The 17047-nt window shown below is 68.5% G+C and carries 12 protein-coding genes and 4 pseudogenes; 8 read left to right on the forward strand and 8 right to left on the reverse strand.

Annotated features, from left to right (window positions below; all coding sequences use genetic code 11):
• Positions 1-22 precede the first annotated feature (22 nt).
• The 7 genes and pseudogenes from ABFB10_RS06165 to ABFB10_RS06195 all read left to right on the forward strand — a co-directional run bounded on the left by ABFB10_RS06165 (position 23) and on the right by ABFB10_RS06195 (position 7139).
• Entirely contained in the window at positions 23-1624 is a 1602-nt protein-coding gene (locus ABFB10_RS06165; protein ID WP_347165834.1) for an ABC transporter ATP-binding protein, read from the forward strand.
• Positions 1625-1832: 208 nt separating this feature from the next.
• A pseudogene (locus ABFB10_RS06170) lies at positions 1833-2919 on the forward strand (ABC transporter permease); the annotation flags it as partial.
• A gap of 9 nt (positions 2920-2928) precedes the next feature.
• Positions 2929-3894, forward strand: coding sequence for an ABC transporter permease (locus tag ABFB10_RS06175; protein WP_347167947.1), 966 nt, complete (start codon positions 2929-2931; stop codon positions 3892-3894).
• 117 nt (positions 3895-4011) lie between these two features.
• Positions 4012-4776, forward strand: a complete 765-nt coding sequence (locus ABFB10_RS06180; RefSeq protein WP_347165835.1) for a class I SAM-dependent methyltransferase — start codon at positions 4012-4014, stop codon at positions 4774-4776.
• 74 nt (positions 4777-4850) lie between these two features.
• Positions 4851-5761: pseudogene (locus ABFB10_RS06185) on the forward strand (sulfite exporter TauE/SafE family protein).
• A complete protein-coding gene (locus ABFB10_RS06190; RefSeq protein WP_347165836.1) occupies positions 5761-6519 on the forward strand; it encodes a TIGR02186 family protein in 759 nt (252 codons plus the stop codon). Before ABFB10_RS06185 ends, ABFB10_RS06190 begins: the two are co-directional and overlap by 1 nt.
• 86 nt (positions 6520-6605) lie before the next feature.
• Entirely contained in the window at positions 6606-7139 is a 534-nt protein-coding gene (locus tag ABFB10_RS06195) for an acyl-CoA thioesterase (RefSeq protein ID WP_347167948.1), read from the forward strand.
• A gap of 72 nt (positions 7140-7211) precedes the next feature.
• Here the strand turns inward: ABFB10_RS06195 and uvrC are convergent.
• The 8 genes and pseudogenes from uvrC to parA all read right to left on the reverse strand — a co-directional run.
• Positions 7212-8965 (reverse strand): annotated as a pseudogene (gene uvrC / locus ABFB10_RS06200) (excinuclease ABC subunit UvrC); the annotation flags it as partial.
• Positions 8966-9289: 324 nt separating this feature from the next.
• Positions 9290-10073 (reverse strand): annotated as a pseudogene (locus ABFB10_RS06205) (SDR family oxidoreductase).
• 9 nt (positions 10074-10082) lie between these two features.
• On the reverse strand, positions 10083-11030 hold the full coding sequence (locus ABFB10_RS06210; RefSeq protein WP_347165837.1) for a calcium/sodium antiporter: 948 nt from the start codon (positions 11028-11030) through the stop codon (positions 10083-10085).
• Position 11031: 1 nt separating this feature from the next.
• On the reverse strand, positions 11032-11220 hold the full coding sequence (locus ABFB10_RS06215; protein WP_347165838.1) for a hypothetical protein: 189 nt from the start codon (positions 11218-11220) through the stop codon (positions 11032-11034).
• A gap of 3 nt (positions 11221-11223) precedes the next feature.
• Positions 11224-12018 (reverse strand): S49 family peptidase, encoded by a 795-nt coding sequence (locus ABFB10_RS06220; protein ID WP_347165839.1) that lies wholly within the window; start codon positions 12016-12018, stop codon positions 11224-11226.
• Positions 12019-12284: 266 nt separating this feature from the next.
• Positions 12285-14474: a primosomal protein N' gene (locus ABFB10_RS06225; protein ID WP_347165840.1), complete on the reverse strand. Its 2190-nt coding sequence runs from the start codon at positions 14472-14474 to the stop codon at positions 12285-12287.
• Positions 14475-14602: 128 nt separating this feature from the next.
• Entirely contained in the window at positions 14603-15445 is an 843-nt protein-coding gene (locus tag ABFB10_RS06230) for a DUF6206 family protein (RefSeq protein WP_347165841.1), read from the reverse strand.
• A gap of 90 nt (positions 15446-15535) precedes the next feature.
• Positions 15536-16177: a ParA family partition ATPase gene (parA, locus tag ABFB10_RS06235; RefSeq protein ID WP_206564155.1), complete on the reverse strand. Its 642-nt coding sequence runs from the start codon at positions 16175-16177 to the stop codon at positions 15536-15538.
• Between the two features lie 191 nt (positions 16178-16368).
• On the opposite strand from parA, the gene ABFB10_RS06240 reads away from it, so the two are divergent.
• On the forward strand, positions 16369-17031 hold the full coding sequence (locus tag ABFB10_RS06240; RefSeq protein ID WP_347165842.1) for a hypothetical protein: 663 nt from the start codon (positions 16369-16371) through the stop codon (positions 17029-17031).
• Positions 17032-17047 lie beyond the last annotated feature (16 nt).

Raw genomic sequence — 17047 nt, forward strand, 5'->3', positions numbered from 1 at the left:
CCGCCCCAGCCATAGGACCGACATGACCGACACCCCCGCCATCGAGCTCAAGGGCATCTCCAAGGCCTTCGGCCCCGTGCAGGCCAACAAGGACATCGCGATCCGCGTCATGCCCGGCACCATCCACGGCATCATCGGCGAGAACGGCGCGGGCAAATCGACGCTGATGTCGATCCTCTACGGCTTCTACAAGGCCGACGCGGGCGAGATCTTCATCAAGGGCCAGCGCACCGAGATCCCCGACAGCCAGGCCGCCATCGCGGCGGGCATCGGCATGGTCTTCCAGCATTTCAAGCTGGTGCAGAACTTCACCGTGCTGGAAAACGTCATCCTCGGCGCCGAAGACGGCGGGCTGCTGAAACCCTCGCTGTCCAAGGCGCGCGGCGTGCTCAAGCACCTGGCGCAGGAATACCAGCTGAACGTCGACCCCGACGCGCTGATCGAGAACCTTTCGGTCGGGCACCAGCAGCGGGTCGAGATCCTCAAGGCGCTTTATCGCGAGGCGGATATCCTGATCCTCGACGAGCCCACCGGCGTGCTGACGCCTGCCGAGGCCGACCACCTCTTCCGCATCCTCGAAGGGCTGAAGGCCGAGGGCAAGACGATCATCCTGATCACCCACAAGCTGCGCGAGATCATGGAGATCACCGATACGGTCAGCGTCATGCGGCGCGGCGAAATGACCGCCACCGTCAAGACCGCCGAGACCTCGCCCGAGGAACTGGCCGAGCTGATGGTGGGCCGCAAGGTCCTGTTGCGGGTCGACAAGAAACCCGCGCAGCCCGGCGCCAAGATCCTCGAGATCGAGAACCTGCACCACGTGGACCGCCACGGGGTGGAACGCCTCAAGGGCATCTCCCTCGACGTCCGCGCCGGAGAGATCGTGGGCATCGCCGGCGTCTCGGGCAATGGCCAGTCGGAACTGCTGCATGTGCTGGGCGGCTATGCCGACGCCACCGGAACGGTGCGCGTCAACGGCGAAGAGATCGACCTGACGGGCCAGCGCTCGGACGGCCAGTCGCGCCGCAAGCGCGGCATCGCCCATGTGCCCGAGGACCGCCACCACGAGGGGCTGATCCTGCAATACAGCGCCCGGGAAAACACCGTCTTCGGCTACCACCACGACCCGGCGATCCAGTCCGGGCCGCTGATGAACAATGCCGCCATCCGGGCCGAGGCGGCGGCCAAGATGGATCGCTACGACGTCCGCCCGCCCGATCCCGACCTTGCCGCCCGGAACTTCTCGGGCGGCAACCAGCAGAAGATCGTGCTGGCCCGCGAGATCGAGCGCGACCCCGACGTGCTGCTGATCGGCCAGCCCACCCGGGGCGTCGACATCGGCGCCATCGAATTCATCCATCAGGAAATTCTGCGCCTGCGCGACGCGGGCAAGGCGATCCTCTTGGTCTCGGTCGAGCTGGACGAGATCCTCTCGCTCTCCGACCGCATCGCCGTCATGTTCGACGGCCACATCATGGGCGAACGCCTGCCCGCCGAGACCGACCAGACCGAACTGGGCCTCCTGATGGCGGGCGTGACGGACACCGGGGGCAAAAGCCCCATCGAGGCGGTCGACGCCGCGCTCCACGCTCAGGACCGGCGCGAGGCCGAGAACCATGACTGACCCGGCCCCCGCCCCCGCCGGGACAGGCCCCCCGGCGCCTTCCGTCCCGAACTATCCCCGCCGGTGGCCTCCAACCGCGCCACTCGTCTCCCGGCCAGACCCGGCACAGCGACCCGGTCTTCTTCTTGGTCCAAATACCTCCCGCCGGAGGCATCCTTCCGCGCCGCCGGCGCCACCGCCAGACCCTTCACGACCCCCGGAGCCCTCCATGGATAGAATGCCCGCATGGGCCGACGCGGTCCTCGTTCCCCTGATCTCGATCCTGCTCGCGGCGCTGGTCTCTGCGCTGGTGATCCTTGCCATCGGCGAGAACCCCGTCGAGGCGCTGAAGCTGATGATCGACGGCGCGCTGATGCGCTCTTCGGGCTGGGGTTACACGCTCTACTACACCACCAACTTCATCTTCACCGGCCTCTGCGTCGCCGTCGCCTTCCACGCCAAGATGTTCAACATCGGCGGCGAGGGGCAGGCGATGATCGGCGGGCTGGGCGTGGCGCTGGCCTGCCTCTTCATCCCCTGGCCGCACTGGACGCTGGCGCTGGTGGGCGCGACCGTGGCGGCGGCGGCCTTCGGCGCGGCATGGGCCTTTATCCCCGCCTACCTGCAGGCCAAGCGCGGCAGCCACATCGTGATCACCACGATCATGTTCAACTTCATCGCCGCCGCGGTGCTGAACTACGTGCTGGTCAACATCCTGCGCCCGGCGGGCGCCATGGACCCGGCCACGGCGGGCTTTCCCGCCGCCACCCACCTGCCGACCTTCCGAGGACATGTTCGCCAGTGCCGAGAACCCGCTGTTCCGCGGCTCTCCGGCGAACATCACCTTCTTCATCGCCGTTCTGGCCTGCGTGCTGGTCTGGCTGCTGATCTGGCGCACCCGGCTGGGCTATGAGATCCGCGCCTTCGGCCATTCCGAATCCGCCGCGCGCTACGCCGGCATCTCGCCGGTGCGCATCACCGTGCTTGCCATGCTGATCTCGGGCGGGCTGGCGGGGCTGATGGCGCTCAACACCACCATGGGCGAGGCCGAGCGCCTTGTGATGAACGCCACCGAGGGCGCGGGCTTCATCGGCATCGCGGTGGCGCTGATGGGCCGCAGCCACCCGGTGGGCGTCTTCCTTGCCGCTCTGCTGTTTGGCTTCCTCTACCAGGGCGGGGCGGAGCTGGCGCTCTGGACCAACATCCCGCGCGAGCTGATCACCGTGATCCAGGCGCTGGTGATCCTCTTCACCGGGGCGCTGGACAACATGGTGCGGATCCCGCTGGAACGCATCTTCATGGCTTTCGGCAAGGGGCGCGCTGAGATGGACCTGAACACCCTCATCCAGATCCTGGACAGCACCATCCGCCTTGCCACGCCGCTGCTGCTGGCCTGCCTTGCGGGGCTGTTCTCGGAACGCTCGGGGATCATCGACATCGGGCTGGAAGGCAAGATGCTGATCGCCGCCTTCTTCTCTGCCGCCGTGGCCTTTTCCACCGGCTCGGTCTGGCTGGGCCTGCTGGCGGGGATCGCCGCGTCGATGGCGCTGTCGGCGCTGCACGGGCTGGCCTCGATCACCTTCCGCGGCAACCAGCTGATCTCGGGGGTTGCGCTGAACTTCCTCGCCTCGGGCCTGACGGTGCTGATCGCGCAGGTCTGGTTCGGACAGGGCGGGCGCACACCCTCGCTGCTGTCCGGTGGCCGCTTCGAGAACATCACCCTGCCCCTGGCCGAGACCCTGCGCGGCGTGCCCATTCTGGGCCCGATCTATGCCGACCTGATCTCGGGCCACTCGATCCTCGTCTACGCGGCGCTGCTGGCGGTGCCCCTGACCTGGTGGGTGCTGTTCCGCACCCGCTACGGGCTGCGCCTGCGCGCCGTGGGCGAGGCGCCCGAGGCGGTGGACACCGCCGGGGTCTCTGTCGTGGGGCTGCGCTATTCCTCGCTGGTGATCACCGGCGTGCTCTGCGGCATGGCGGGCGCCTATCTCGCCACCGGCCTGCAGGCGGGCTTTGTCCGGGAAATGACGGCGGGGCGGGGTTATATCGCGCTGGCGGCGCTGATCTTCGCCAAGTGGCGGCCCTGGTACGCGCTCTGGGCCTGCCTGCTGTTCGGGCTGTTACAGGCGGTGGCCCTGCGCTACCAGAACCTCGACCTCGGGCTCTTCGTGGTGCCGGTGCAGGTGATGGACGCCCTGCCCTACATCCTGACCGTGGTCATCCTTGCGGGCTTCGTCGGCAAGGCGATCCCGCCCCGGGCGGGCGGCGAGCCCTACGTCAAGGAACGGTAGGCGCGCTGCCGCCCGGCGCGGCGGCAGGCGGGCGGCGGGTTTGCGCAGCACGCCCCCCGCCCCCGCCGGGCGCGGGACAAGACGGGTCGGGCCCGGCCCGGCACAGGGAGATCTGGCATGGCGTTCTTTCCGCCACGGCGGCACAAGCTGATCCGGGCGCTGTTCCGACGGATCTTCCGGACGCCCTATTACATGATCCGCAGCCTGCACGGCCTGCTTCTGGTGATCGACGAAGGCTCTGCGGTGGATCGCCGCCTCGCCCGCCGCAACAGGGCCGATGCCGAGCGGATCGCCCGGCTGTTTCCGCTCGCCCGGCGCGCCGCCGAGCGGCTGGGCAAGCCCTTCGACGTGCTCGATGCCAGCAGCCGCAAGGGGCTCTTCGCGATGCTGGCGGCACAGGAGGAGCGGGCCGGCGACATCCTTGCCTTCGAAGCCGACATCCAGAACCGCAACCAGCTGGGCGCGCAGCTGTTCCTGAACACGCTGTCGCGACGGATCGAGGTGCTGCCGCTTGCCATCGGCGGCAGTGCCGGGCGCGACCGGCGCCGCCTTGCCGAAGACGGCGGCGCCATGGGCACCGTGCTGACGCTGGACCCGCCGCGCGGGCGGCGGCAAAGCGTCGAGATCCGCCCGCTCGATGCGGTGATCCGCTGGCGCGGGCGCCTGATCATCGGCGCCATCGACGCGCGCGAAGACGCCACCGGCTTTCTCGAGGGTGCCAGACGCACCTCGGCCGAGAACCTCTGCCTCTGGCAGATCGAAACCGGGGCCGATGCGGAGCGGCTGACCACCCTTGCCGAAAGCCTCGGGCTGCGCGCGCTGGACGTCCCCGGGCGGGACCGCTACTTCACCAATATCCCGCCGGAGGTTCTGAAGACATGATCCTGTCCCGCCCCCTGCCGCCCGCCCCCGCCGCTGCACTTGCAAAACGCGCGGGCTTGGGTCTAGCTGAGACCATGCAGGTCTATCTTCCGATCGCCGAGGTTTCGGTCAATGCGCTTATGCTGCTGGGGCTGGGCGGCCTCGTGGGCGTGCTTTCGGGCATGTTCGGCGTCGGCGGGGGCTTTCTGCTGACGCCGCTGCTGTTCTTCATCGGCATCCCGCCCTCGGTGGCCGTGGCCACGGGGGCCAACCAGATCGTCGCCTCGTCCTTTTCCGGCGTGCTGGCACACCTGAAGCGCAAGACCGTCGATTTCCGCATGGGGGTGCTGCTGGCCGGCGGCATCGTCGGCGCCACGCTGGGCGTGATGCTGTTCAACTACCTCAAGACCATGGGGCAGGTCGACCTGCTGGTGCGGCTGTTCTACGTGGTCTTCCTGGGGGTCATCGGCGCGCTGATGTTCGTCGAAAGCCTGCGGGCGCTGCGCAAGTCCCGCCGCGGCGGCCCGCCCACCCGGAAAAAGCACAACTGGGTCCACGGCCTGCCGCTGAAGATGCGGTTCCGCACCTCGGGCCTCTACATCTCGGTCATCCCGCCGGTGCTGGTCGGCCTGTCGGTCGGGGTTCTGGCGGCGATCATGGGCGTCGGCGGCGGCTTCATCATGGTGCCCGCGATGATCTACCTGCTGGGGATGCCGACCAAGGTGGTGATCGGCACCTCGCTGTTCCAGATCATCTTCGTCGCCGCCTTCACCACCGTGCTGCACGCCTCGACCAACTACACCGTCGACGTGATGCTGGCGGTGCTCCTGATCCTCGGCGGCGTCGTGGGGCGCAGTTCGGCACCATCATCGGCACCCGGATGAAGGCCGAGCAACTGCGCATCCTGCTGGCCTCGATGGTGCTACTGGTCTGCGGCAAGCTGGCGCTGGAACTGCTGCTGCGGCCCGCCGAGCTGTACAACATCACCGCCGTGGGCAGCCACTGATGCGCTGGCTGCTGGGTCTCCTCGTCACGCTGGCCGCGCTGCCCGCCCAGGCCGAAGAGGTGGTGCTGGGCCTCAGCAGCGACACCGTCGCGATCTCGACCGATTTCGACGGCTCCGACATCCTGATCTACGGCGCCGTGAAGCGCGAGGCCCCCATCGCCGAAGCGCCGCTGCAGGTCATCGTCACCGTCAGCGGACCGTTCCAGCCGCTGACCGTGCGCCGCAAGGAACGCCGCTTCGGCATCTGGATCAACACCGACTCGGTCTTCGTGGACGCCGCCCCCTCGTTCTACGCGGTGGCGACCTCGGGGCCCTGGGCAGAGGTGATCTCGGACACCGAGGACCTGCGCCACCGCATCTCGATCCCGCGGGCGATCCGCTCTGTCGGGGCGCCGGAAACCGTGCCGGACGCGCAGAGCTTCACCGAGGCGGTGATCCGCGTCCGCACCCACGAGGGCACCTACAAGGTGCTCGAAAGCAGCGTCGGCGTGCGCGAACAGACGCTGTTTGACACATCCGTGCAATTGCCGGCCAACCTGACCGAAGGCACCTACAACACCCGTGTCTTCCTGACCCGCAACCGGGCGGTGGTGTCCAGCTTCGCCACGACGATCGAGGTCCGCAAGGTCGGGCTGGAACGCTGGCTGCACGCGCTCTCGCGCCAGCAACCGCTGGTCTACGGGCTGATGTCGCTGGCCCTCGCCATCGCCGCGGGCTGGGGCGCCTCCGCGGCCTTCCGGGCAATCCGTCACCAATGAGCCGCCCCGGCCCGTCCAGCCGCGCCGACTGGCCCGGCCTGCGCCCGCTGCAGACACGCTGGAAGGACAACGACGCGCTCGGCCACATGAACAACGCCGAGTATCTCTCGCTCTTCGACACGGCGATCAGCCTGTGGCAGATCGACAACGGCATCGCGATCACCGGCCCGGAGGCGCTGCGCTTCGTGGTGGTCGAAAACGGCTGCCGCTACTTCGCGGAAGCGGGCTTTCCCGATACCCTTCACGCGGGCCTGCGCCTTGGGCACTTGGGCCGCAGTTCCTTCCGGTTCGAGCTCGCCCTGTTCCGCAACACCGAGGAACGCGCCTGCACCGAGGCCTTCTTCGCCATGGTCCTGACCGATGCCGACGGCCGCCCGGCTCGCCTTGCCGGATCGGCTTCGCGCGGCCCTGACCACCCTTCTTCCGCCAACCGTGTAAGGGGGCTCTGCCCCCAAACCCCCGAGGTATTTTCCCCAAGAAGAAACCAAAGAGCGCCCGTCCCGGGCTTCTTCTTGGTCCAAATACCCTTGGGGGTGAATGCCGCAGGCAGAGGGGGCAAAGCCCCCGTCCACCTTTTCCACACACGGACCGTTCAGGCCCTTTCGTGGAAGAAGGCGTAGATGCGCTCTGCCAGTGGCTTCGCTGACCCCCTCGACGGCACGAAGGTCCGAGAGGTTGGCGCGGCTCACCGCCTTGGCAGATCCGAAATGCGCCAGCAGCGCGCGCTTGCGCGCGGCGCCGACGCCCGCGATCTCGTCCAGCGGGTTGGCGGAGACCGCCTTGGAACGCTTGGCGCGGTGGGTGCCGATGGCGAAGCGGTGTGCCTCGTCGCGCAGGCGCTGGACGAAATAGAGCACCGGGTCGTTGCGGCGCAGGGCGAAGGGGCGCTGGCCCCTGCGGTGGAATTCCTCCTTGCCGTGATCGCGGTCGACGCCCTTGGCGACGCCCACCATGGGCACGTCCTCGACGCCGTGCTCGCGCATGATCTCGGCCACCGCCGAGACCTGCCCGGCGCCGCCGTCGATCAGCAGGAGGTCCGGCCAGAGCCCCTTGTCTCGGTCCGGGTCCTCTTTCTGCAGCCGGGTGAAGCGGCGCTTGAGCACCTCCTTCATCATGCCGAAATCGTCCCCGGGCGTCAGCTCTTCGCCCCGGATATTGTACTTGCGGTACTGGTTCTTCATGAAGCCGTCGGGGCCCGCGACGATCATCGCGCCCACCGCATGCGCGCCCTGGATATGCGAGTTGTCGTAGACCTCGATGCGCTGCGGCGGCGCCTCCAGCCCGAAGGCCTCGGCCAGCCCGGCCAGCAATTTGCCCTGCGCCGCGCTTTCGGACATCTTCCGCCCGAGGCTTTCGCGCGCGTTGCGCGCCGCCCCCTCGACCAGTTCGGCCTTCTCACCGCGTTGTGGAACCGTGATCTCCACCTTGCGCCCCAGCTTCTCCGACAGCGCTTGGCACATCAGGTCCTCGTCCTCGATCCCGTGTGACAGGATCAGCAGCCGCGCCGGATCCTTGGTGTCGTAGAACTGGCCGAGGAAGGCCTCCATCACCTCGGCGGGCGAGACATCCTCGCCGACGCGCGGGTAGAAGTCCTTGTTCCCCAGTTCTGGTTCGCCCGGATAAAGAAGACCTGCACGCAGGCCTGCCCGTGCTCCATGTAGAGCGCGATGACATCCGCCTCGGCCACGCCCGCCGGGTTGATGCCCTGCGCCGTCTGCACCTGTGTCAGCGCGCGGATGCGGTCGCGCAGCGCGGCGGCGCGTTCGAACTCCATCGCCTCCGAGGCCTCGGCCATCTGCGCCGCCAGCAGGCCCTGGATGTCGGTCGACTTGCCCGAGAGGAAGCGCTGCGCGTCGCGCACGCTGGCGGCATAGCCCTCTTCCGAGATACGCCCCACGCAGGGCGCCGAGCAGCGTTTGATCTGGTGCAGCAGGCAGGGGCGCGTGCGGCTTTCGAACATGGAATCCGAGCAGTTGCGCAGCAGGAAGACCTTCTGCAGCTGGTTCAGCACGCGGTTCACCGCCCCGGCGCTGGCGAAGGGTCCGTAGTAGCTGCCGCCCGCCTTCTTCGCGCCGCGATGCTTGTGGATCATCGGAAAGGCGTGGTCGGTCACATGGATGTTCGGGAAGGACTTGTCGTCCCGCAGCAGCACGTTGAACTTCGGTTTCAGCTGCTTGATGAGGTTCTGTTCCAGCAGCAGCGCCTCGGTTTCCGTCCGGGTCGTCAGGAACATCATCGAGGCGGTATCCGCGATCATCCGCTCGATCCGCCGCGAATGCCCGGTGGGCCGCGCATAGCTGGACACCCGCGCCTTCAGGTTGCGCGCCTTGCCCACATAGAGCACCCGCGACTGCGCATCGAGCATGCGGTACACGCCCGGAGAGCTCTGCAGCGTCTTCAGGTAGGACTGGATCACCGCATGCCCGGTTTCGGTCTGTTCGGTCATGATCGTCCGCCCTTTCCGGCCTTCGTGATTCTGCCCTCTGGCCGCCCCGGCACGGCGCAGGGTTCAAGCAGGATTACATCCACGGAAACTGTGGACAACTCTGTAGGCAAATCTCTGGCAAGTCCGGATTTCCATGGAATCTCGTATACTTCAGGGCACTGCACAAAATTTAATCACGTTCATAAAGACCTGTTTTTTCTGGGTTTAATTCTGTCCCGACACAAGCCCTTGAGTTTCTTAACATTTCCGTAACGCTTTTGCGTCAGCCCCGTGACCGGTGCAGAAGTGTCGCGCGCCGCGCCCTGCGCGACCGCTGGGGGCGGCCTATTCCACCCCCGTCACATCCGGCGTTTCCCAGCCCAGATGCTGGCCGCCGTCGACGCAGAGCAGCTGGCCCGTGACCGCCTTGGCCCCCAGGAAATACCCCAGCGCCCCGACGATATCCTCGACGTCCGAGCCGCGCCCCAGCACCGTGGCAGCGCGCTGGCGGGCAAAGTCGGACTCGCTCTGCCGCCCGCCCCGCAGGGTCGGACCCGGGCCGATGCCATTGACCCGGACGCGCGGCGCAAGCGCCTGCGCGGCGGTGCGGGTGAAGGCCCAGAGGCCGGTCTTGGCGATGGTGTAGCTCATGAACTCGGGCGTCAGCTTGCGCACCCGCTGGTCGATCATGTTGACCACCAGCCCCTGCGCCACCGGCTCGCCCCCGGCGTCGCGCAGGGGGTCCGGCACCTGCGCGGCAAAGCGCTGCGTCAGGACCACCGGCGCGCGCAGGTTGCTTTCCAGCGCGCGATCCCAACTGGCCCGGGTGCCGCTTGCAAGATCGTCATGTTCGAAGATCGAGGCATTGTTGACCAGCACCGTCAGCGGCCCGCCCGAGGGCCTCCGCCGCCCGCGCCACCAGCGCGCCGACCTGCGCCTCGTCCAGCAGGTCCGCCTGCAGCGCCACGGCGCGCCGTCCCATGGCCCCGATCTCTGCCGCAAGCCCCGTCGCGGCCTCTTCCGAGCCGCGGTAATGCACCGCGACGTCATAGCCCCGCCGCGCCAGATCCAGCACCATGGCGCGGCCCAGCCTCTGCGCCCCGCCGGTGACAAGCGCCCGTCCCGTCATCGTCACTCCTCAGATCAGTACGAGGGTGACATAGCCCAGATAAAGCGCTGACAAGACCACGCCCCAAAGCCGCGTCAGGTCGCGCTTGAGGAAGACGAAGGGCACCAGCAGCAGCGCCGCCGCGACCATGACACCCAGATCGAAGGCCAGCTCGGGCAGCTCGAAGGGCATGGGGGCGATCAGCGAGGCAATGCCGATGATCGCCAGCAGGTTGAACATGTTCGAGCCGATGACATTGCCCAATGCCACGTCCGCCTGCCTGCGGATCGCCGCCATGACGGTGGTCGCAAGCTCCGGCAGCGAGGTGCCGACCGCCACCAGCGTCAGCCCGATCACCTCGTCCGAGACGTTGAACATGCGCGCGATCTCTGTCGAGGCATCGACCAGCAGGTCGGCGCCCAGCGGCAGGCCGATCAGGCCCAGCAGAAGGAACAGGGCGATCTTCCAGCCCGGCATGCTGGGGTCGGCGCCTTCGGGTTCCTCGAGATCCTCTTCCAGCTGCCCGGCGCGGCGATGCGCCAGGGCCTGGCCGATCTGGTCGAAAAGGATCACCGCAAGCGCCGCCAGCAGGATCAGGCCGGAGATCCAGTCGAAGGTCTCGCGCAGCGCCAGAAGGCAGAACAGCGCCGTGGCGCCCAGCATCTGAAGATAGCTTTTCCGGGTGTCGTGGCCCGAGGTGTGCATGATCGTGATCAGGGCCGGAATGCCCAGCACCATCAGCACGTTGGCGGTGTTCGAGCCGATCACATTGCCCAGCGCGATGCCCGGCGCGTCCATCAGCGCGGCCTGGGTCGAGATCAGCAGCTCGGGCGCCGAGGTGCCGAAGGCGACGATGGTCAGCGACACGATCAGCGCCGGGATCCCGACGCGCAGGCTGAGGTTCACGGCCCCCTTCACCAAAGCGTCACCCGCCAGAAGCAGGATCAGCAGTCCCAGAACAGCGTAGAGGAATACCATGTCAGCCTTTCTTGCCGCAGGGGCAAGGGCCCTTGCCGATCTTGTGTCGCCCGCAGGCGGGACAGGGGGCGGCGCTCAGCCGGCGGGTGCGGAAACGGTCGATGTGCTTCTGCCCCGGAACGCGCAGTTTGCCGAACATCGCGATCACCGCAATGAAAACAAGGAAGAGGGCAACGATCTTCGCCAGCACGCGCTACAGCCCGAAACGCGCGAATTCCGCGCGCTCTTCGATCTCGCCCATGGCGCCCTGCAGGGCCCGCGCCCCGACCCGCGACAGCAGCGGTTTCTTGTGCTCGAAACGGCGGAACTGCACCTTGTCGCCGAAGCGCGCCTTCATCTGCGGCACGAGATGCCCGACGCCATCGGCCAGCCCCTGCTCGACCGCCGCCTGCCCGATCCAGACCTCGCCGGTGAACAGGTCGGGGTTCTCGGCCAGCCTGTCGCCGCGCCGCGCCCGGATCTGCGCGATGAAGGTCTCATGCAACTGCCCCAGCAGACGGTTCAGCCGCGCCACGTCCTCTTCGCGCTCGGGGCGGAAGGGGTCCAGCATGGATTTCGACCGTCCGGCGGTGTGCACCCGTCGCTCGATCCCCTGCCGCTGCAGGAAGACATGCGCCCCGAAGCCCGCCGAGATCACCCCGATCGAGCCGAGGATCGAACTCGGATCGGCCCAGATCTCATCCGCCGCGCTGGCGATCCAGTAGCCGCCCGAGGCCGCCACATCCTCGACGAAGGCATAGACCGGCACCGTCTTGTCCTCGGACAGGCGCCGGATGCGCGCTCCGATCAGCGAGGACTGCACCGGCGACCCGCCCGGAGAATTGATCTCCAGCGCCACAGCGTCGGGTTTGCCGCGAAACGCCTTTTCCAGCGAATGCGCCACCGACCGGTCGCTCATCGAGGACCGTCCGGCCATGCCGATGGCACCCTGAAGGCGCACCACATGCACCCGCGGCCCGGATTTCACGAAGGGGATCCATTTCTTCATGCCCTGCGATGTAGAGACGCCCCGCGGGCGAAACAAGGCACCCCTCCAAAAGACCCGCCCCTGTGGCCCGCACACCTCGCGTCACCCCCTTGGGCATGCCGGCCCAAGCCCGCCGAAAACCGCCCCGCCCCGGACTTCTCTGGTCCCGAAAATACCTCGGGGGGCGCGCGCCGCGCGCGGGGGCAGCGCCCCCGACGGGGGTTTGGGGACGCAGTCCCCAAGAGGGGATGCGCGCCACCGGCGCTCAATCCGAAAGGGTCAGCGCCTCAGAAAAAGCTCTGCGGGTCGATGTCCACGGCCATGCGCAGGTCGCCCTTCAGCGAAACCTGCCCGGTCCATTCCGTCAGCGCGGCCTGCAAGGCCACCCCTTTCGGCGCCTTGACCAGCAGCCGCACCCGGTGGCGCCCGCGCACCCGCGCGATGGGCGCGGCGGCGGGGCCGAAGACCTGCGCGCCGACACGCCGGAGGGCGCCATCGTTCCGCGCCAGGTGATTGCCCAGGTCGAAGACCCGGCCCATGTCCTCGCCCGACAGGATGATCCCCGCCAGCCGCCCGTAGGGCGGCATCCCGGCGGCGCGGCGCTCCTGCGCCTCGGCGGCCCAGAAAGCCTCTTCGTCGCCCGCAAGGATGGCGCGGATCACCGGGTGCTCGGGCTGGTAGGTCTGCAACAGCGCCGCCCCCGGCGCCTCGGCCCGCCCGGCCCGGCCCGCCACCTGCCGCATCAGCTGAAAGGTCCGCTCGGCGGCGCGCAGGTCGCCGCCCTGAAGCCCGAGGTCCGCGTCGATCACCCCGACCAGCGTCAGCTTGGGAAAGTTGTGCCCCTTGGCCACCAGCTGCGTGCCGATAATCACATCGGCCCCGCCCTCGGCGATGCTCAGGATCTGCGCCTTCAGCTCGCGCGCCGTGCCGTAGAGATCCGAGGACAGCACCGCGATCCGCGCCTCGGGGAAATGCTCCGCCGCCTCTTCGGCCAGCCGCTCCACCCCCGGCCCCACGGCGGCCAGCGTGTCCTCGGCCTGGCAATGCGGGCAGGTGGTGGGCACGGGCTTGCTCTCGCCGCACTGGTGGCAGACGAGACGTTTCAGAAAGCGGTGCTCGACCATGCGCGCGTCGCAGTGGTCGCAGCCGATCTGCTGCCCGCAGGCCCGGCACAGCGTCACCGGCGCATAGCCCCGCCGGTTGATGAACAAAAGCGCCTGCTCCCCCTTCGCCATGCGCGCCTTGATCGCGTGTTGCAAAGCGGTGGATATCCAGCGGTTCGCCGGCAGTTTTTCGGCCCGCATGTCGAGGCTGCGCATCTCGGGCAGCACGGCGGCGCCGAAGCGGGCGTTGAGGGTCAGGCGCTTGTATTTGCCCGCGTCGGCATTGGCCCAGCTTTCCGAGGAGGGCGTGGCCGAGGCCAGCACCACCTGCGCGCCGAGGATCGAGGCCCGTAGCACCGCCATGTCGCGGGCGTTGTAAAGGACACCCTCCTCCTGCTTGTAAGAGGTGTCGTGTTCCTCGTCGACGACGATCAGCCCGAGGTCCCGGAACGGCAGGAACAGCGCCGAGCGCGCGCCGACCACCACCTGCGCCTGCCCCTCGGCGACCATCTTCCAGACCCGGCGGCGTTCGGTCAGGGTGACGCCGGAATGCCATTCGGCGGGCCGCGCGCCAAAGCGTGCCTCGACCCGGGTCAGGAACTCGGCCGAGAGCGCGATCTCGGGCAGAAGCACCAGCGCCTGCCGGTGCTGCCGCAGGGCCTCGGCCACCGCCTCGAGGTAGACCTCGGTCTTGCCGGAGCCGGTGACGCCCTTCAGCAGCACGGTCTCGTAACCGCCCGCCCGCTGCCCCGCCCGCAGGCTTTCGGCGGCGGCGGACTGGTCTTCGGTCAGGGCCTTGCCGCCGTGGTCGGGGTCGAGCAGCGGAAAGGGCGTGTCGCGCGGGCTTTCCTCCTCGAGAATGGCGCCGGACTTCACCAGCCCCTTGACCACCGAGGACGTGACCCCCGCCGCCTCGGCCAGCTCGTTCAGGGTCAGCGACAGGCCGCCCATCTCGGCGGCAGCCTCCAGCACCCGGGTGCGGGCGTCGGTCATGCGGTCGGGGGTGCCCCGGCCCAGCCGGTAGACCCTGCGCATCGACGGCGGATCGCCCAGCCCCGGCGCACGGGTCGCGAGCCGCAGCATGGCGGGCATCGGGGTCAGCGTGTAGGCCCCGGCCTTTTCAAGGAAGGCGCGCATCTCGTCGCGCATCGGCGCCGCATCCAGCACCCGGATCACCGAGCGCACCTTGGACAGGTCGAAATCGCCGCGCCCCGGCCCCCAGACCACGCCCAGCACCTTGCGCGGCCCCAGCGGCACCTCGACGAAGGCGCCCAGATGGCAGCCGCCCTCGGGCGCGCGGTAGTCGAGCGGGCGGTCGAGCGGCTGGGTGGTCAGCACGCCGATCAGCGCGCCGGGGTCGAAGTAGGAGGTCACGGGCAGCGGTCCACGAAGCTTGGACCAAAGGGGTACGCCAGCGCGCCCGCGAGATCCAAGCGCCGAGCGGGGCGCCGAAATCTTGCAAAGATTTCGGACCGTTTTCTTTCCAAGAAAACGCCGCCGCCTCAGACGTTGGGTTCGCCTTGTAGCCCCAGAAGCTTGCGGAAACCGGTCCAGTATCCCGGCAGCTTCGGCGTCTCGGTCATGCCCGCCAGCGCCTCCTCGGCCCAGGGCGCCATCTCGCGTCGCGCGAAATCGCGGCCCCAGTCGAGGTAGGCCTGCGCATCGTCAGGCCGCAGGCGGCAGGCCGATCCCACCAGCCCCACCAGCGTCTCGGGCGGCGAATACCATTCATCCTGAATGCCGGTCACGCGGGCGCGCATCAGCGGGCCGATCACCCGCATCAAGCGCTTTTCCGAGAAGGTCAGCAGCATGCGCCCCATCTCGTCGCGCGAATAATGGATCAGCGGCGGGAAGGTGTCGAAGAAGACCGCCGCGCCGTCCCGGATCGCGAAGTTGCGGATCGAGGGATGGAAGCCGATGCGCGTCTCCTGCCCCTCGGCCCAGTGCCAGAAGCGGGCGATGACCTGACCGGCGGCCTCCATCATCGCCAGCGTCTCGGGCAAAGGCTGCGCCTGCATCAGCGGGCGCATCAGGCTGTCCACCGGCAGCGCCTCCTGCACGATGACGGGGACCGAGGCGCCCTCCATCTCCAGCAGGTGGAAGGCCGTTTCCGGCATCGGCACGCCACCGGCCAGCAGGGCGGCGACGTAATCTTCGTGGCAGTCGCGCAGGCGCTCGGCCATGGCGCGGTCGGTCAGGCCCCGGTAGACCTTGATCACCCGGTCGCTGAAGGGCCCCTCGGCGGGCCGGAAGGGCGCGCAGAAGTAGCCCAGCCGGGAAATGGTCTGCCCGCGCGCCGCGCTGTCGGCGCGGATCAGCGCGGCAAGCGCATCGAGGTCCGTCATGTCAGCTCTCCTTCGCCGGCCTGCCCGCCCCGTCTGCCTTCACCGCAGTCCACGGGACCGGTCCGCACCGGCCTTTCCTGGCTTCGGGGCTTACCCCAGCCCCAGCCGCTCCGCCACCTCGGAAACCAGCGCAGCCACCTCGTCGCGGGCCGGGGTCCGCGCGCCTTCTTGCGCGCACAGCCCCTTGCCCAGTGCCTCGGCATAGCCCACGCGATGCGCCAGCGAGGCCTGTGCCACCTCTGCCCCCAGCTTGGTCGCGGCCTCGGTGACCTCGGCCCCCAGCCGCGTGCCGCTGCGGGTGCGGTTCATCACCAGCAGCGTGTCGCGACCCTCGCGGTTGGCCAGATCCAGCACGCCCTCGGTCGCCCACAGGTCGACATGGCTGACGGAAACCGGCACCACCACCAGATCCGCCACCCGCAGGGCGGGGCGCAGATCGCTGTCCGCCTTGGGCGGCGTGTCGATGATGACGATGTCATTGGCGGCGGAAAGCTTGCGGCATTCGTAAGAGATGCCCCAGGCCGAGGAGGTGGCGAAGTCCAGCCCCTCGCAGGCCTCCGGCGTGGCCTCGACCCGGGTCATGAACCAGCGCCCAAGGCTGCCCTGCGGATCAAGGTCCACCAGCGCAACCGTCAGGCCCCGCGCCCGAAATCCGATGGCGAGATGTGCGGCCAGCGTTGTCTTGCCGCTGCCGCCCTTCTGCTGCGCCACCGTGATCACCCGTCCTGCCATGCTGCACCCCTCGCCAGTCCTTGCGTCACCTTGCACCGAGCGGCCCCGCTCTGCCAGCCCCCCGTGACACGGCTACCGGGCCTTCGGCGCCGCGGCACTTCTGTCGGCGCAACCGGGTGATCGATGCTTAACCCAGCGTTAACCGGGATGACCCCACAGTGAAGGCCCACCCGGACCGCGGGGCCGCCCCGATGCGACTGCTTGCCGCCTGCCTGTTTCTCGTGCTTTCCACCACATCCGCCCTGCCCGGCGCATGGCCGCGCGAGCGCGGCGCGGGCTTCGCCTCTGCCGATGCCCGGCTGTCCCGGCCGCAGGACGTGGCGCACCGCTGGCACGAGAATGCGTTCCAGCAGTATTACACCCTATACGTGGAATACGGGCTGACCGACCGCTGGACGCTGGGATTGGATCTTGGGCGCTCCGTTTCCGGCGATGGCAAGACGGTGGTCTTCCTGCAGTACCCGCTGCGCAACCGGGAGCGTGGCCTTCAGGCCACCGCGCAGCTCGGCTTTGGCAAGATCTCCGGAAAGGCGGTCCTCCGGCCCGGGCTGGCACTCGGCTGGGAGCTGCCGAAAGGCTGGCTCAGCGCCGAATCCGTCGCCGAGATCCGCACCGACAGCGGCCTGACCGACCTGAAGCTTGATCTGACATGGGGGGTGACCTTCGACAGCGGCACGAAGTGGATCATGCAGCTTCAGACCGGGCGGCCCTGGGCTTCGGAGGAATTCGCCCGCGCCGCGACCTCTGTGGTGGTGCCCCTGCGAGGGCAGCTCAGTGTCGAGGCCGGCGTCACATGGGGGTTGCACACCGACGAAAACCTGGGCGTGAAACTGGGTCTGTGGAAAGAGTTCTGAGGTGTGCCGCCGGACA

This window comes from Ponticoccus litoralis (assembly GCF_039769985.1).
Classification (GTDB): domain Bacteria; phylum Pseudomonadota; class Alphaproteobacteria; order Rhodobacterales; family Rhodobacteraceae; genus Ponticoccus; species Ponticoccus litoralis.

Bases quoted from the DNA above. Each gene is read 5' to 3' on its own strand.
- ABFB10_RS06165 (WP_347165834.1), top strand. From the start codon at position 23: ATGACCGACACCCCCGCCATCGAGCTCAAGGGCATCTCCAAGGCCTTC.
- ABFB10_RS06175 (WP_347167947.1), top strand. From the start codon at position 2,929: ATGGACCTGAACACCCTCATCCAGATCCTGGACAGCACCATCCGCCTT.
- ABFB10_RS06180 (WP_347165835.1), top strand. From the start codon at position 4,012: ATGGCGTTCTTTCCGCCACGGCGGCACAAGCTGATCCGGGCGCTGTTC.
- ABFB10_RS06190 (WP_347165836.1), top strand. From the start codon at position 5,761: ATGCGCTGGCTGCTGGGTCTCCTCGTCACGCTGGCCGCGCTGCCCGCC.
- ABFB10_RS06195 (WP_347167948.1), top strand. From the start codon at position 6,606: ATGAACAACGCCGAGTATCTCTCGCTCTTCGACACGGCGATCAGCCTG.
- ABFB10_RS06210 (WP_347165837.1), bottom strand. From the start codon at position 11,030: ATGGTATTCCTCTACGCTGTTCTGGGACTGCTGATCCTGCTTCTGGCG.
- ABFB10_RS06220 (WP_347165839.1), bottom strand. From the start codon at position 12,018: ATGAAGAAATGGATCCCCTTCGTGAAATCCGGGCCGCGGGTGCATGTG.
- ABFB10_RS06230 (WP_347165841.1), bottom strand. From the start codon at position 15,445: ATGACGGACCTCGATGCGCTTGCCGCGCTGATCCGCGCCGACAGCGCG.
- parA (WP_206564155.1), bottom strand. From the start codon at position 16,177: ATGGCAGGACGGGTGATCACGGTGGCGCAGCAGAAGGGCGGCAGCGGC.
- ABFB10_RS06240 (WP_347165842.1), top strand. From the start codon at position 16,369: ATGCGACTGCTTGCCGCCTGCCTGTTTCTCGTGCTTTCCACCACATCC.